The following is a 14,682-nucleotide window of genomic DNA, read 5'->3' on the forward strand; positions in this document are numbered from 1 at the left end:
ACCCTCGAAATCGAGGGTCTTGAGCGGAATCAGCGCCTGATCGTGATACATGCAGATGGCGGCATCATAGGTTTTCCGCGCCGCGTCGTGGAACAGGCTATCGGCGGGAAAGGGCCCGCGAACATCAAGTCCGGCAGCCTGCAACTGCTCAATCGCGGGGGTAATGATGGTGATTTCCTCGTCGCCGATGCTGCCCGCTTCCCCGGCATGAGGATTGAGTCCGGCGACAACGAGGCGTGGGCGGGCAATGCCGAAATGGGCGATCAGGTCGGTATGGGTGGTGCTGGCGACATGATGAAGCAGGGCGATTGTCAGGTGCGACGGCACTTCGCGGATCGGGACATGTACGGTGGCGGGGACAACCTTCAGCGCCGGACAGGCGAGCATCATCACTGACCGGCCCTCCCGCCCGGTGAGCGCCGCCAGATATTCCGTATGACCCGGATGAGTGAAGCCGTCATCGTAAAGCCGCTTTTTATGGATCGGGTTGGTGACGAGGGCGGCGGCGGCACCGCTGAGGCATAGCTCGGTGCCGAGGCGGATGGCCTCGACGGTCTGGGCCGTTTCCGTGGCATTCGGACCCAGCGCCAGCACGGGCAGGGCAGAGGGAAACACGGCCTTTGCCTCCGCTGCATCGGCAATCTCGCGGAGCGGGATATCGAGCTTGATGCGGTCAAGCCGGCTCCGGATGGCGGAAAGGGAGCCAATCAGGAAAAAGGGGGGCAGGGACGCTGCATCGCGGTCGCGCCAGGCCTTGGCCGTGATCTCGATCCCGATCCCGGCGGGATCCCCCATGGTGACCGCAAGCGGCGCCCGGGCGCTCATGCGGGGCGGACCTTCACCGGCGGCTCAACGGATTTCGATTGTCGCGGCATTATGGAGATCCTGCAAATAGCCGCGCGCGCGGTTTTGTGCACGGCGCAGCATGATTTCCCGCCGGATCTGCTCAAAATCGGTACTGCGCGCTTGCGGGTCATCGCGGTCACAGACGACGAACACCCGATAAAGATCGCCGTCATGGTAAGGCTCCGACGCCTCGTTGGGTTTCAGATCCTTCAGTAACTCCTTGACGGCGTCGGGCAGGTCGCCAAGTCGGATCCGGCCGAGCTTGCCACTGTCGGAGTCCCCGATCTCGGTCAGGACATCGGGAACATAATCGCAGCTGTCGATAAAGCCGCTCATGGTTTTAGCCAGTTTTTCCTGGGCCTCCAAGTCGCCGTCGACACCGGGCGGGATCACGAACTGGGTAAGGTCGAGGGTGACATCATTGGGGTTGCTTTCCAGTATTTTCCGCATTCGTTGCACCGAGACGATGAAATAGCCGTCCGCCGTGCGGATGGGATCGGAGATTTCCTTCTCGCGGAGCTGGGGCAGGACCTCGGCGACCTCGGGCGGCACTTCCTCGGCAAGGACCCAGCCGATCGACCCGCCGGTCGTGGCGCTGGTCCCCTGACTGAACTGGGCGGCGGCACGCGCGAAGGAGGCACCGCTGCGCAATTGCCCGACGAGGTTGTTTACCGCGCCCCGCACTTGGTTCTCGTTCGCCCCGGGCGCGGCGCCCAAGTAAATTTCGCTCAGCAGATATTCCGTCTTGCCCTTGTTGGCTTCCAGTCGCTGCTGCACCGCCGCAATTTCTTCCTCGGAAATGGTGATATTCGGCATCATCCGGGCTTCGATGAGCTTGTTCCAGATCAGGTTGGCACGAACCTGGGCCAGCATCGTCGCCGGATCAATATGATTGGTTTCCAAAATCCTGTCGACCTCGCCCGGCGGCATGTTATTTGCCTTTTCGAGAAGACTGAACGACTTGAGGACCTCATCATCGCTAACGGATATATTGAACCGCGCCGCTTCCTGCATTTTCAGGCGGTCGTCGACCAGCCGGTTAAGGGTCTGGGTGGCAAGCTGCTTGCGGGTCTCATCGGTATCGGGAAATCCGGACAGGGCGATGGTCAGGGAAATACGCTGATTCAGGTCATAGCCTGAAATAATCTCGTCATTGACGATGGCAGCAATGCTCTGAACATCCTGCGCCGCCGCTGCTGTCGTCAGGAACGCCAGGGCGTAAGTAGCAAGGGCCACCGATTTGATCATTTTTTGGATACGCATCTCTCTCATCATTTATATGTTCGTCTCGCGTTGCTGGCAAGCTGCGGGGCTGTCATCGCGCCCTATCCATATCATAAACCGGGCTGCCGTCTAATTGAAAGGGAGTAACCGGATTTTGATGCCGAACCGGGTTTCCGGCTCGACATCGCGGTCGCGGGTAAAGGAGCGTTTCGCCTCAAAGGCAAAACCGAAGCATTCGTCCAGATATTCAAGGCCGAACAGGCCGGCAATCGAATTCCCGGTCCCGACGAGATCGCGGCGATAACTGCCATAAGCGTTCCAGTATTTGGCGAGCTTGACCTTGCCTGTGACATAAACTTCTTCGCGTTTGTCCTGGGTGATGCCGTTGGGATCATCGCGCAGATAGACATACCCGAGATCAAACCAATAGTCACTGGTTCCGGCATGCAGGCTGACCTCATTGCGCGCCAGTTTCAGGCGGTCATGACCGAAGCGGGCACGGTTGATGAACTGCAGATACTCGGAGGGGCGGATCTCGAATCGTGTCACATAGTCTGAAAACTGGTCTTCGAGCCCGGTCCCGTCCTGAAATCCGGTATCCCCGCCAATATGGATGCTTTGTCCGACGAGAAGCGTTGAATATCCGCCGGTAGCCTGATAGACGCCAAGGTTCAGCCCGTAATTGATGCGGCCGCCTTCCTCAACTTCGTCGAGTCCGGCATAGCGGTTGGAGCCAAACAGGTTGGTATCATCAAACTCGAAGCTGATACTGTCTTCGTTGGGCGTATCCGTGTCGCCCAGGGCTTCCGCCCAGACCGCCTCGACGATCGGTTCCACGGTTTGGCGAATCGTACCTGACTGGCGGACAAACGGGTATTTCCACTTGACGGAAACAGAAGGAATGACGCGCCCGGAAAAACTGTCCTCATCGGTCTTGCTGGACGGATCATACGGATCGGACAACTGGTCGCGGGTATAATAGACATCGCCGCGCAGAGAGCTGTCAAAAGTCAGGACCTGCCCGTTTGCCGTGGTATAGGGGACGTGCCAGCCGCCCTCCAGCGACACCCGGTTGGTATCCTGACCGTCGTCGCGATAAACCATCAGGGTATCGGCATTGGCGCTGAACCGGGCGCCAAACTCGTTGGGTTCGCCGACATAGGAATAATCGAACCAGGCGGGGACAACCGGCGTCTGGCTTGAGACATCGTCTTCGCGCAAACCCTGAAAGCTATAGGCGCGCAAACTCGAAAAATTCCGGCCGCGCTGGCCATGGAGAAACGCGGTTGAGGTCAGGGTGTCCTCGTCGCTGATATCGTATCGGGTAAGATATGTGTCATTATTAGTGCGAAAAATATCAAACCCCCAATCCCAGGTCGGGTTGATTTTGAACAGCCCGTCGCCGCGGATATGTCCCTGAAATTCCTTTTCGCCGGTTTTCACATTGTTATCGGTGCGTTCGTCGATATAGGTGAGGGAGCTATCGAATTTGAAGGCGCCACTTTTCACCGCCTGCCGGTACTCGCCCGCCAGTTGCACACCCTCCTTTGTCGTGAAGGTCGGGGCGAAGGTCATGTCCTTGTCGTCGGAAATGACGTAGTAATAGGGAATTTTCACGCCCCGACCGAGGGTCGAAGAGTTAAAGATTGTCGGTGCCAGGAATCCGCTTTCACGTTTGACCGACGGGTCGGGATGCGAGAAATAGGGGGTGTAAAAAACGGGCACGCCAAAAAATTCAAGCACAGCATTTTTATAGGTGATGGTCTTGTCGTCGCGGTCGTGGATCACCTCGCCCGCCTTGACCTGCCAGATCGGGGACCGGTCCGGATCTTCCTCACAGGGCTCACAGGTACTGAAAACTGCCTTCGTCATAACGGTGCGGTTCTCGTCGACCTTGATGGCATCATGGGCGGCGAGCCGTGAATTATCAGAGAACAGGATGCGCAAATCGTGGATGGCGCCGGTTTTAAGTTCGTCTTGCAGATCCATTTCATCGGCGAACAGGACATTCCCGTTGGGTTCGAGCAGGACAACATTTCCCTCAGCGCGAACGCTGGCAGCGGAAACGTCATAGATGACCCGGTCTGCCTTCAGGATGCGATCACCCTGAACGATCTCGACATTGCCGCTCGCCTTAACCTGCTCGTTCTCCCGGTCGTAGGTGACATCACGGGCGGTGAGAACGGTATCCTTGGAGACATCGAGTTCGGTTTGCGGCTCTGCCGCCGTTGCCGGGGGCAGATAGATGCAGAGGAACAGCAGGGCGATGAGATAAATCTGTACAGCACGCATCATGGGTTATCCGTCCTCGAGATGGAACATCATGGCAAGGCCAAACAATGTGATGGCAATGGCGGGAATCCAGGCGGCGAGCAGAATTGGCAGGTTCCCGGAAAGGCCGAGCGCATAAATGATATCAGTCATGAAATACAGGATAAATCCGGTCGCAATCCCGCCGATCACAAGAAACGCCGTCCGCCCCTGACGCAGGGACCGCAGACTGAAGGTGGCGGCGACCAGAACCATCGCCAGCATCAGGACCGGCCCGGCCATCAGGCTGTACCAGTGCAGGCGATGGCGCGCCCCGGAAAACCCGGCATGTTCCAGCGTAGCAATGAAGTCAGGCAAGTCCCAGAAAGACAGCGTTCCGGGGGAGGCAAAACTCTCCTGTATCTGCACCACCGTGAGCGAGGTTGGCAGGGTCAACCGGTCGTGGCGCACGGCGGGCATGTTCGGTCCGGTAACGACAACGTTCGCCAGTTCCCAAAACCTAGGATGAAGAATGGCCCGCGCGGCATCGATCCGGCTGGTGAAGACATTCTTGTTGTCATACCTGAAAATAATGACATCGGTCAGGTCAATGCCCTGATTGATCGCGCCGCGCGCATGAATGACCGAGAGGCCATCATCATCGACCTGACGCAGCCACAGGTCGTTCGACGAGAGGGTGAGGAGGCTCGACTGCTTGTCGAAATACTTGGCTTCCATCTGGTCGTAATGGGCCCGCATGGCGGCACTGATAGGATTGATGATCGTCAGGGCAACGATGCCGATGAGAAAGGCAATCGTCAGTGACGGAAACAGGAATTGCCAGACCGAGACGCCGGCGGCACGGATAACCGTGAGCTCGCTCGTTTTCGCCAGCCGGAAAAATGTCAGCATGCCGCCGAACAGGGTAATGAATGGCAGCAGCTTCTGGCCGAGAGTGGGCAGGCGCATCAGGACCATCTGCAGGATGGTGAAAATATCAATCCCCTCCTTATCGCCGGCGCGGCGGAGCAGCTCGATAAAATCGATGAGAAAGACAATTGTCATCAGAACTGCGAAAATGACGCCGACGTTCTTTAAAAACTGTTTGCCAAGATAGAGCGAGAGAGACCCTGGCACCTGCATCAGTTAGGACCTCCGTCGGCAAGCGGCTTGCGCCCGGAAAAACCACCGCTAAACGGTACCCGGCCGCCCGAGGAGAGATAGGCCGCGATAATCGTCGCGACGATGGGCAGGGCATAGAGTGCGGGCGTGATCAGCCCGCTTTCACTGGTCACCCGGAACAGCGCCATGCCGGTGATCAACAGGGCGACACCCGCGGTTGCCGACAGCGCGATCCGCTTGCCGCGGCCACGACGCGTGAATTCGCCGCTCATCACCCCGGCAAGGGCAATGAACACCAGTGCAATGGCATAGAGCGGCAATACCAGCCGCTGGTGCAGCTCCGCGTCCAGCTTCCAGCGGTCACGGCGGATACGCTCGGTGTCTTCGGGGTGGATCAACTCCATGAGATAACGCTGGTTCGGTTCAAGCCAGCGGACATCGCTCTTTTTCTCGAACTGGGCGATATCGAGGGTATATTGATCGAAATAGAGCAGGCTGAGCTTGGCGTCGTCCTTCGACACCTCCTGCAGGTTGCCGGTATACATGACAAAGCGGGGCCCTTCATCGGTCTTGATGAACGCGCCGCGCTCGGCCATATAGGTCACCGGCCGGATCGGGTCGCGTTCGTCATGGACAAGGACGCCGAGCATCTCGCCGTTTGAGCTTTTCTCGCGGATATAGACGGTGACATCGTTCGAGAGCGAGTTGAAGACCCCCTCGCGCAGGACCACGGATGCCAGCGAATCCTGCCAGGCGACGCGCAGTTCGGTCACAGTCCGGATGCCGTAGGGAGCGAAGACAAAGCCAAGGACATAGAGGAAAAAGGTCACCAGCAGAGCCATATAGAGGGCCGGGCGCGCGAGCGCCCATTTGCTCAGGCCCGCCGCCCACATGACGATCAGCTCACTGTCGGAATACAGCTTGTTGAACGCAAACAGGGTGCCGAAGAAAATGCCGAGCAGCAGGGTATATTTCAGGATATCGGGGAGCAGCAGGACAGAGAGATACGCGAAGGTGGTGACAGGTAGACCGTTGATCAGCTTTTCAACAAACTTCAGTGCCTGGGACAGCCAGATCACGCCGGTCAGCGAAAAGGTTATGAAGATCATCGGCACCGCCAATTGCTTCATAAGATAACGGTTAATATGTTTCATAGGCTGGAGTATAGCGAGTGATTTTCATTACGCCAGATGGAACCGTGCAATTTCCCGAAATTCGCCGAAAATTCCCTGAAAGGCGGTGAACTATTTCCGCAATAAATGAGGGCCGGGGCGCGAAAGAAAGGTTTTGCCTGTTGCCAGCCGCCAACGGACGCGCTATGAAAAATACATGGTCGTGATGCGTAAACCATTTTCCAAAAACGAATAATACAGGTAATTTTCATGAAGTTTGCATTTTCTGAAATCTCTCTCCCCAAACGGGGGTCCCTCGCTCTTGCCGTTTTTGCCGATAATGAATTGTCGCCGACCGCGAAGGACGTGGACAAGATAACCAAGGGGGCGATTACGCGTGCCCTGGGATCGAGCCGGTTTAAGGGAAAAATAGGCAACTTCCTCGAAATCCTCGCCCCCGTCGGGCTGGAGGTGTCGCGCATCGTCCTGTTCGGGCTGGGCGAGGTGGAGAAGCTGTCGCAAACCGATCTTGAGACCGTGGGCGGCTCCTTGGTGAAGAAGCTGAACAGCGCCGGCGCCAGAAGCGTCACCGTCATTGTCGATGAGCTCGCCACCGACGATATCAGGACCAGCGATGCCGCCGCCGCCATCGCCATGGGCGCCATGCTCGGCTCCTACCGCTTCCAGAAATACAAGACGGATATCGATGAGACGAGCGAGCCGACACTAGTTCGCATGACCCTGTCCTGCAAGAGCTCTGCGGTCGCGCGGAAAGCCTTCGCCGATATGGAAGCCATCGTCGAGGGTGTCTTCCTGACCCGCGATCTGGTGAGCGAGCCCGCGAATAGCCTCTATCCGGAAAGCTTCGCCGAACGCTGCCTTGAGCTGACAAGTCTCGGCATCGAGGTTGAGGTGCTGGATGAGGCCAAGATGCAGCGGCTCGGCATGGGGGCGCTGCTCGGCGTCGGGCAGGGCTCGACCCGCGATAGTCGCCTCGTCATCATGCAATGGAACGGCGCCACCGGCAAAAAGGCAAGCCGCAAGCCGCTCGCCTTCGTCGGCAAGGGCGTCTGCTTCGATACCGGCGGCATCTCACTCAAGCCCGCCGCCGGGATGGAGCAAATGAAATGGGACATGGGCGGCGCGGGTACCGTGACCGGCCTGATGAAGGCGCTGGCGGGGCGCAAGGCCAAGATCAATGTCGTCGGTGTGATCGGCTGCGTTGAAAACATGCCCGATGGCAACGCCATGCGGCCCGGCGATATCGTCACCTCCATGTCCGGCCAGACGATCGAGGTGCTGAATACGGACGCCGAGGGCCGTCTCGTTCTCGCCGATGCGCTCTGGTACACGCAGGACCGTTTTAAACCCGAGTTCATGGTCAATCTCGCGACCCTGACCGGGGCCATCATCGTCACGCTCGGCCATGAGAATGCCGGCATGTTCGGCAATAATGACGAACTGGCCGAGCGGATTTTCGCCGCCGGCAAGGAGGTCGGCGAGGGAGTCTGGCGCCTGCCGATGTCGGACGCCTACGCCAAGCAGATCAAGTCACCGATTGCCGACTTGCAGAATATCGGCACCGGCGGGCGCGGCGCGGGCTCCATCGTTGCCGCGGAGTTCTTGGCTAAATTTGTCAATGACGTGCCTTGGGTGCATCTCGACATTGCTGGCATGGCCTGGTCCAGCACCGATAAGCCGACGGTCCCGAAGGGCGGCACCGGCTATGGCGTCCGCCTGCTTGACCGTCTCGTCCATGATCACTACGAAGGAAAATAAACGGGCGCGTGACTGACGTCAGCTTCTATCACCTGCAATCGGAACCGCTGGAAAAGGCGCTGCCGCGTCTGCTTGAAAAGGTGCTGGAGCGCGGCTTTCGCGTGGTTATCCGCGGGGTATCGGAGGAGCGGATCGAATTGCTCGATGACGCCCTCTGGACCAGCCTGCCCGCGTCCTTCCTGCCCCATGCCCGCGAGGGGGAGGGGGTGGATCCGGCGGAGCAGCCCATCTTCCTGACCCTCGATGCGGCCCAGAACCCCTCCGCCGCCAACGTCCTCGTCCTCATCGACGACGCCCCCGCCGCCGACCTCACCACCTATGAGCGCTGCCTGTATATGTTCGACGGCAACAACGACACCGTCCTCGCCGCCGCGCGGGCGCGCTGGAAAGGGCTGAAAGATCAGGAGGTTGCGGTCAGCTATTACCAGCAGACGGAAACGGGCTGGCAGAAGAAGGCGTGAGGGTTTTATATGACGGATGCGGACCGGAGCGTTGTGTGGGATGCGAGCTTCCTGCCCTTCGGCGAGGAGGACAGCCTTATCGGCTCCGCCGCCAACGACAACCGCTTTCCGGGTCAGCGACTGGAAGCGGAGACGGGGCTGCATTACAACTATTTCCGTGACTACGACCCGACCACCGGCCGCTACCTGCAAAGCGATCCCATCGGCCTTGCGGGCGGCATCAACACCTACGGCTATGTCAGCGGCAATCCGGTGAATTATACGGATCCAAGGGGATTAAAGACCTACCAGTGTAGAAGGCCTCTTAATGGATTGGGGGGAAGCGGGACTCGCTCTGGTCCAGATGTTCGAGGCAATCCGCTTTACCATCAATACTCTTGTGTTATTGATCGCAATGGAAAAATTACATGCGGCGGACAAGATAGAAGTGGCTCCCCGCTGCGAAGCCCAGGAAAGCCAAGTGATGATAGTTATGAGCCTAAGCAATGTGAAAAAACTCAGGATGACAATCAATGCTTCGAAAAATGTGTAACTGATGAATGGGCGAAACCTAGGCCTAGGTACGGGATACCTTTCGGTACCGATTGTCAGGAATATGATGACAATATACATAAAAAGTGCCGTAAACAGTGCGACCTATAAATTTTCTTAAGTGTTCTTTTGGAAGGAATGCAATTTGATAAAATATGCAAAGTTAGGCTGGACCGTTCTAGCTGTTGTGGTAATGCTGGCGACCTTGTATTTTTTTGATGATCAGCCAAACAGTGATGCTGAAGTAGTTTTGATCTGGGGAATGCTGATACTCTCATTTCCAATTAGCATTTTATGTGCACTGATCATTACACTGGTGTATGACGCAATTTTCACTAGTTTCGGTGACGTTATAGCCAGTTCCATACCCCACATAATAACGATATGGACAATTTATTTTTTGTTTGGCTACTGGCAGTGGTTCTATCTGCTTCCTGCGATCTACAAGAAGGTCAGAAAAATGAATGGTAATAGTTAGGCGCGATAACAAAGCTTAGTTAGCTGTGCCGCTCGGCGAATTCGTGATGGAGCCGGGGCAGGGACACAAGGTCGTCATGTCCCATGACAGTCTCGACGGGAAAATGTCGGCGAATGCGATCCGGTTTGAGGTGCTGGGGCGCTTTCGGCGCAACGGTGGGTATTTCTGGAGTTGCAGCCGAACTGTATGGTCTGAATTACCCTGCGGCCGTCAATCGCGCGAATAATATGTACCAGTCCATCAAGAAAACGACTGAACGGCCTAATCCGACCAAACCGCCGCGTGGATCTAACGTGGAGAACCCGCAGACGCCAAATGGGTCGAATGGTGGTTCTCAAAATGCTACTCCGGCCTCTGGAGAAACTAAACCTCTTATGGGGGAAAATCCTCGTGTTACGAATAAAAGAACAAATACGGATTTGTCGGGCGGCCGGGCGACGGCAAAGAGTATCTTTAGAAACCAGACCAGGGGCCAGAAGGTAACAGAAGATTTGACGCCAAATAATAGCGTTATGCGTCGCGCGGAAGATGGCACTACTATTCGCCTCAATGCTGATGGTTCCACAAGACTTGATTTGCCTGGACGAGGAACACGGCCTAATGGAGAAACTATTCACTTTAAATAAATTAGGAACCCATGTAATGGCTGAAATTAAACTATTAGATAGTCTGACTAAGGGAAAATGGGAGCAGATTGTTGTGTCTGGCGGACGCTTGGAGCGCTCGTCTTCGGGAACTTACTTGCTTTCTGGTTTGTGGATACTCAATGCCCAGAAATGGATTGCGCTATCAGCAATTGAGAGGAACGAAGAAACTTTTTTTCTGGGCCTATTTGAAGAGGACACGTCACCTATTCCGGAAAAATCGAAAATGTTTCATCCATCGAGACAACACCTATCTGAATGCCCAAAAGATTGCCCCCTGACGGATTTAACTATTTCTGGGATCAAGAGCGCGAGCGTTAAGAGTGTCAATATGACAGATGAGTATCTAGAGATTGAATCTCCTCTCGTAATCGAAGCAAATAACGGAAGGCAGTTTGTATTTACTGCAAGTGATGCATTTCCCGAAATGATAGAAATTGAATGTATTATGTAAGAGCAGACGCGGCGTTATTGTCTTTATGCTCAATGGCAGACCAAGTTCGTGATGGAGCCGGGGCAGGGGCACAAGCTTGTTATGTCCAACGACAGTCTCGATGGCGATTTGAGCGCCGATGCGATCCGCTTCGAGGTGATCGATGATCTGCCCTCGGTCTTTGCCGACGCGGTGAAGTTCGTCTCCAATGACGGGGAGGAGGTGAATTACGTTCATCCCGATCATCTGGGCGCGCCGCAGAAGATGACGGATGCGGGCCGGAGCCTTGTCTGGGATGCGAGCTTCCTGCCGTTTGGCGAGGAGGACAGTATCACCGGCTCCGCCGCCAACGACAACCGCTTTCCGGGTCAGCGACTGGAAGCGGAGACGGGCCTGCACTACAACTACTTCCGCGACTATGACCCGACCACCGGCCGCTACCTGCAAAGCGATCCCATCGGCCTCGCGGGCGGCATCAACACCTACGGCTATGTCAGCGGCAACCCGGTGAATTATACGGATCCAACCGGGGAAATCCCGGTGCCTGTCATTCTCGGCTTGGTTGGAGCCGGGACTAATCTGGCGGCCCAGCTCTATATAAACGACGGCAACTGGTCCTGTGTAAACTGGTGGGATGTCGCCTACTGGGGCGCTTTCGGCGCAACGGTGGGTATTTCTGGAGTTGCAGCCGAACTGTATGGTCTGAATTACCCTGCGGCCGTCAATCGCGCGAATAATATGTACCAGTCCATCAAGAAAACGACTGAACGGCCTAATCCGACAAAACCACCGCGTGGATCTAATGCGGAGAATGGTACAAATGGAAAAGACGGTGCTACTGGAAATAAAAGCCCTACCAATCAAACTGAAAAAGCAATTCGATCGCTTCGGAAGCGCCTTGCTGAGCATGAGCAAAAACTATCGGATTTCAAAAGGAACCCCACGGTGAGGCCCGGAATGGAGGGGCAGCCAGAATCTGTTATTAGAGCGGCCCAAGAATCGCGCATCCGACATTTAGAAAAAGAAATACAAACTTTTAAGAATAATATTGATAAGCTGAAAGGAGGATTGTGGAACAGTTATGCAGATAATAAATTTTGATAATCGAGAAATCGCCATCGGATCATTAAGCGATTTCTCCGTCGAGAACATAAGTACTCCATTTGCAATCCTTGTTGCTGCATTTAGCCAGCAAGAACTCGATGAAGTGGTGGGTCTTGCAAAGGATTTAATCGAACTTGGATGTAAGGAATTTTGTTGTGTGGGTGTAGAGGCTGAACGACTTCACGATCAATTGGATCATTTGATCGAAGATTCTGGATCATACGACATAGTGACAACTTGGCACGACAACCTAGTTGAAGGATGCGAATATTTACTTTTCGGAGCTGGCGGGCAACAAATTGCTTTGTTTGGGCTAGTTTCAAAACATCCTGAGATTTTGGAAGCTTTGAAAAAAGCAGCACAGACGGACTGATAGTATTTATTTTATCATATAGACCCAGTGCAATTTTTTCGAATAACACGGCTTTTATGTACGTAGTTGACTTACAATGGAGCTGGGGCAGGGACACAAGATTGTCCTCTCAAACGACAGCCTCGATGGGGATATGTCGGCGGATGCGATCCGGTTCGAGGTGATTGATGACCTGCCCTCGGTCTTTGCGGACAGCGTCAAGTTCGTCTCCAATGACGGGGAGGAGGTGAATTACGTCCATCCCGATCATCTGGGCGCGCCGCAGAAAATGACGGACGCAGACAGGAGCGTTGTGTGGGATGCGAGCTTCCTTCCCTTCGGCGAGGAGGACAGCCTCATCGGCTCCGCCGCCAACGACAACCGCTTTCCGGGCCAGCGCCTCGAGGTGGAGACGGGCCTGCATTACAACTATTTCCGCGACTATGACCCGACCACCGGCCGCTACCTGCAATCCGATCCCATCGGGCTCGCAGGCGGTATCAACACCTACGGCTATGTCAGCGGCAATCCGGTGAATTATACCGATCCGGATGGGCAGTTCGCCCAGGCACTTGTTTTTCCTGCCGTAGGCGTGGGAATAGCGGTGTGTATTTATACAAATTGCACGAAGCCAATATCAGATGCGCTTTCTAAACTCCGCGAAATGTTGAACAATTTACCGAATGAGGAGGTAGAGAAAGCGACACCGGGGCTTGGTCAGTGTAAGATGGAAGATGAGGATACTGGAGAAGAGGATAATTGCGAAAAACTTCTGCGAGTAGATACCGATACATGCAACGGTGTAACTCGTAGCCGTGGTGGCGAAGTGGGGGCAAAATGTCACGCATCGGCGACGGAGCGATATGCGGCATGCTTAAGGGGCAAGCCTATCCCTCCCTTGAATACATATAACAACTAGAGGGAAATAAATAATGTTTGACCATTTAGTTAAGATAGAAGCTGATTCTAAATTGATAATTTACAGGATATATGAAGATGGTAGACAAGAATTGTTTACTTCTATAGAGATTCCTAAAAATGATAACGAAGAGTTTGACAAAGATTTATTTTCGGCAATCGCGAAACGACTCGGTGAAGATATTTTGATCGATTCGCCAAAAGGCCGGGAAGCATTTAAAATTTAATTTTGCTACTAAGGATTTCAAACTTTTTATCTCATAACTTTCACCGCCAACGACAACCGCTTTCCGGGCCAGCGACTGGAGGCGGAGACGGGCCTGCATTACAACTATTTCCGCGACTACGACCCGACCACCGGCCGCTACCTGCAATCCGACCCCATCGGTCTCGCGGGCGGGATCAACACCTACGGCTATGTCAGCGGTAATCCGGTCAATTATACGGATCCGAGGGGTGAATTCATCGTACCAATCCTGATAGGTGTGGCAATTGGCGCTGGTGTTGATTTGGGATTCCAGCTCTATGAGAATGACGGTCAGTGGGAATGCGTTGACTGGGCGAGTGTCGCTATCTCTGGGGGTATTGGTGGCATCGTTCCGCCGGTTTTTAAAGGCTTTAGGTATCTGACGAAAATTGGGAGTTGGATAAAGAAGCCGCCATTTTGGTCATCAACTAAATCTCGCAACGCAGTGGAGAATGCATTTGATCATTATATGAAGGATGGCAAGCAATTCCCGGAGTATCAAAATGCGAGCCAATATGTAAAAGGCGCTCAGAAATTTACCAGAAATCCTCCAAACGGCACATTAACCAAATCACGTCCTAATGGTGATAAACTGTTGTATAACCCTCAATCGAATACGTTTGCGGTAAAAAATTCCTCAGGTGCTCCGAAAACGATGTTTCGGCCTGCAGGTGGAAGTAAATATTGGAATAATCAGTAGGGCCTAATTATGAAATATGCTTGTCCATGTTGTGGTTATTTGACCTTCGACGAAATGCCTGTAGGAACTTTTGAAATATGCCCTGTATGTTATTGGGAGGATGATCTGGTTCAAGGTAAAGATCCGAATTTTGTTGGCGGCGCAAATGAAGTTAGCTTAAATGAGGCGAAAGCTAATTTCTTGAAATTTGGCGCAATCAAAAATGAGTGCCGACGTTATGTTAGGCAGCCTCTTCAAGAGGAAATACCAAAATGACGATGATTGTCGGCGGATGCGATCCGGTTCGAGGTGGTGGATGACCTGCCCTCGGTTTTTGCAGATGCGGTGAAATTTGTCTCTAATGACGGGGAGGCGGTGAATTACGTTCATCCCGATCATCTGGGCGCGCCGAAAGTGATGACGGATGCGGACCGGAGCCTTGTGTGGGACGCGAGCTGACCGAACCCTTCGGCGAGGAGGATAGTATCATCGGCTCCGCCTC

17 protein-coding genes and 1 pseudogene are annotated in these 14,682 nt (G+C 54.6%); 13 read left to right on the top strand and 5 right to left on the bottom strand.

Annotated features, from left to right (window positions below; all coding sequences use genetic code 11):
• From pdxA to lptF, 5 genes are all read right to left on the bottom strand, one after another.
• On the bottom strand, positions 1 to 825 hold an 825-nt coding region (gene pdxA / locus ACESNI_RS05330; protein ID WP_373085458.1), incomplete at its 3' end, for a 4-hydroxythreonine-4-phosphate dehydrogenase PdxA.
• 24 nt (positions 826 to 849) lie between these two features.
• Entirely contained in the window at positions 850 to 2,109 is a 1,260-nt protein-coding gene (locus ACESNI_RS05335) for a peptidylprolyl isomerase (protein WP_373085459.1), read from the bottom strand.
• A gap of 90 nt (positions 2,110 to 2,199) precedes the next feature.
• On the bottom strand, positions 2,200 to 4,365 hold the full coding sequence (locus ACESNI_RS05340; RefSeq protein ID WP_373085460.1) for an LPS-assembly protein LptD: 2,166 nt from the start codon (positions 4,363 to 4,365) through the stop codon (positions 2,200 to 2,202).
• A gap of 3 nt (positions 4,366 to 4,368) precedes the next feature.
• Complete coding sequence (lptG, locus tag ACESNI_RS05345; protein ID WP_373085461.1) at positions 4,369 to 5,463, bottom strand: LPS export ABC transporter permease LptG; 1,095 nt, start codon at positions 5,461 to 5,463, stop codon at positions 4,369 to 4,371.
• Complete coding sequence (gene lptF / locus ACESNI_RS05350; protein WP_373085462.1) at positions 5,463 to 6,596, bottom strand: LPS export ABC transporter permease LptF; 1,134 nt, start codon at positions 6,594 to 6,596, stop codon at positions 5,463 to 5,465. Before lptF ends, lptG begins: the two co-directional genes overlap by 1 nt.
• Positions 6,597 to 6,824: 228 nt before the next feature.
• On the opposite strand from lptF, the gene ACESNI_RS05355 reads away from it, so the two are divergent.
• The 13 genes and pseudogenes from ACESNI_RS05355 (at position 6,825) to ACESNI_RS05415 (ending at position 14,639) form a co-directional block, all read left to right on the top strand.
• Positions 6,825 to 8,333 (top strand): leucyl aminopeptidase, encoded by a 1,509-nt coding sequence (locus tag ACESNI_RS05355; RefSeq protein ID WP_373085464.1) that lies wholly within the window; start codon positions 6,825 to 6,827, stop codon positions 8,331 to 8,333.
• Between the two features lie 8 nt (positions 8,334 to 8,341).
• On the top strand, positions 8,342 to 8,794 hold the full coding sequence (locus tag ACESNI_RS05360) for a DNA polymerase III subunit chi (protein ID WP_373085465.1): 453 nt from the start codon (positions 8,342 to 8,344) through the stop codon (positions 8,792 to 8,794).
• 9 nt (positions 8,795 to 8,803) lie between these two features.
• Positions 8,804 to 9,436 (top strand): RHS repeat-associated core domain-containing protein, encoded by a 633-nt coding sequence (locus ACESNI_RS05365; protein WP_373085466.1) that lies wholly within the window; start codon positions 8,804 to 8,806, stop codon positions 9,434 to 9,436.
• A 480-nt stretch (positions 9,437 to 9,916) separates the two neighbouring features.
• Entirely contained in the window at positions 9,917 to 10,429 is a 513-nt protein-coding gene (locus ACESNI_RS05370; protein ID WP_373085468.1) for a hypothetical protein, read from the top strand.
• Between the two features lie 16 nt (positions 10,430 to 10,445).
• On the top strand, positions 10,446 to 10,901 hold the full coding sequence (locus ACESNI_RS05375) for a hypothetical protein (protein WP_373085470.1): 456 nt from the start codon (positions 10,446 to 10,448) through the stop codon (positions 10,899 to 10,901).
• An 81-nt stretch (positions 10,902 to 10,982) separates the two neighbouring features.
• A complete protein-coding gene (locus ACESNI_RS05380) occupies positions 10,983 to 11,981 on the top strand; it encodes an RHS repeat-associated core domain-containing protein (RefSeq protein WP_373085472.1) in 999 nt (332 codons plus the stop codon).
• The gene (locus tag ACESNI_RS05385; RefSeq protein WP_373085473.1) at positions 11,962 to 12,357 is read left to right on the top strand and encodes a hypothetical protein; all 396 of its coding nucleotides are present in this window, start codon (positions 11,962 to 11,964) and stop codon (positions 12,355 to 12,357) included. Before ACESNI_RS05380 ends, ACESNI_RS05385 begins: the two co-directional genes overlap by 20 nt.
• 76 nt (positions 12,358 to 12,433) lie before the next feature.
• Positions 12,434 to 13,255, top strand: coding sequence for an RHS repeat domain-containing protein (locus ACESNI_RS05390; protein ID WP_373085475.1), 822 nt, complete (start codon positions 12,434 to 12,436; stop codon positions 13,253 to 13,255).
• A 13-nt stretch (positions 13,256 to 13,268) separates the two neighbouring features.
• The gene (locus ACESNI_RS05395; protein ID WP_373085476.1) at positions 13,269 to 13,481 is read left to right on the top strand and encodes a hypothetical protein; all 213 of its coding nucleotides are present in this window, start codon (positions 13,269 to 13,271) and stop codon (positions 13,479 to 13,481) included.
• Positions 13,482 to 13,538: 57 nt separating this feature from the next.
• Positions 13,539 to 13,712: pseudogene (locus ACESNI_RS05400) on the top strand (RHS repeat-associated core domain-containing protein); the annotation flags it as partial.
• 27 nt (positions 13,713 to 13,739) lie between these two features.
• Positions 13,740 to 14,201: a hypothetical protein gene (locus tag ACESNI_RS05405; RefSeq protein ID WP_373085478.1), complete on the top strand. Its 462-nt coding sequence runs from the start codon at positions 13,740 to 13,742 to the stop codon at positions 14,199 to 14,201.
• 9 nt (positions 14,202 to 14,210) lie between these two features.
• Positions 14,211 to 14,456 (top strand): CPCC family cysteine-rich protein, encoded by a 246-nt coding sequence (locus ACESNI_RS05410; protein ID WP_373085480.1) that lies wholly within the window; start codon positions 14,211 to 14,213, stop codon positions 14,454 to 14,456.
• A 6-nt stretch (positions 14,457 to 14,462) separates the two neighbouring features.
• The gene (locus ACESNI_RS05415; RefSeq protein ID WP_373085482.1) at positions 14,463 to 14,639 is read left to right on the top strand and encodes a hypothetical protein; all 177 of its coding nucleotides are present in this window, start codon (positions 14,463 to 14,465) and stop codon (positions 14,637 to 14,639) included.
• Positions 14,640 to 14,682: the final 43 nt, after the last annotated feature.

This window comes from Sneathiella sp. (assembly GCF_041689005.1).
Classification (GTDB): Bacteria; Pseudomonadota; Alphaproteobacteria; order Sneathiellales; family Sneathiellaceae; genus Sneathiella.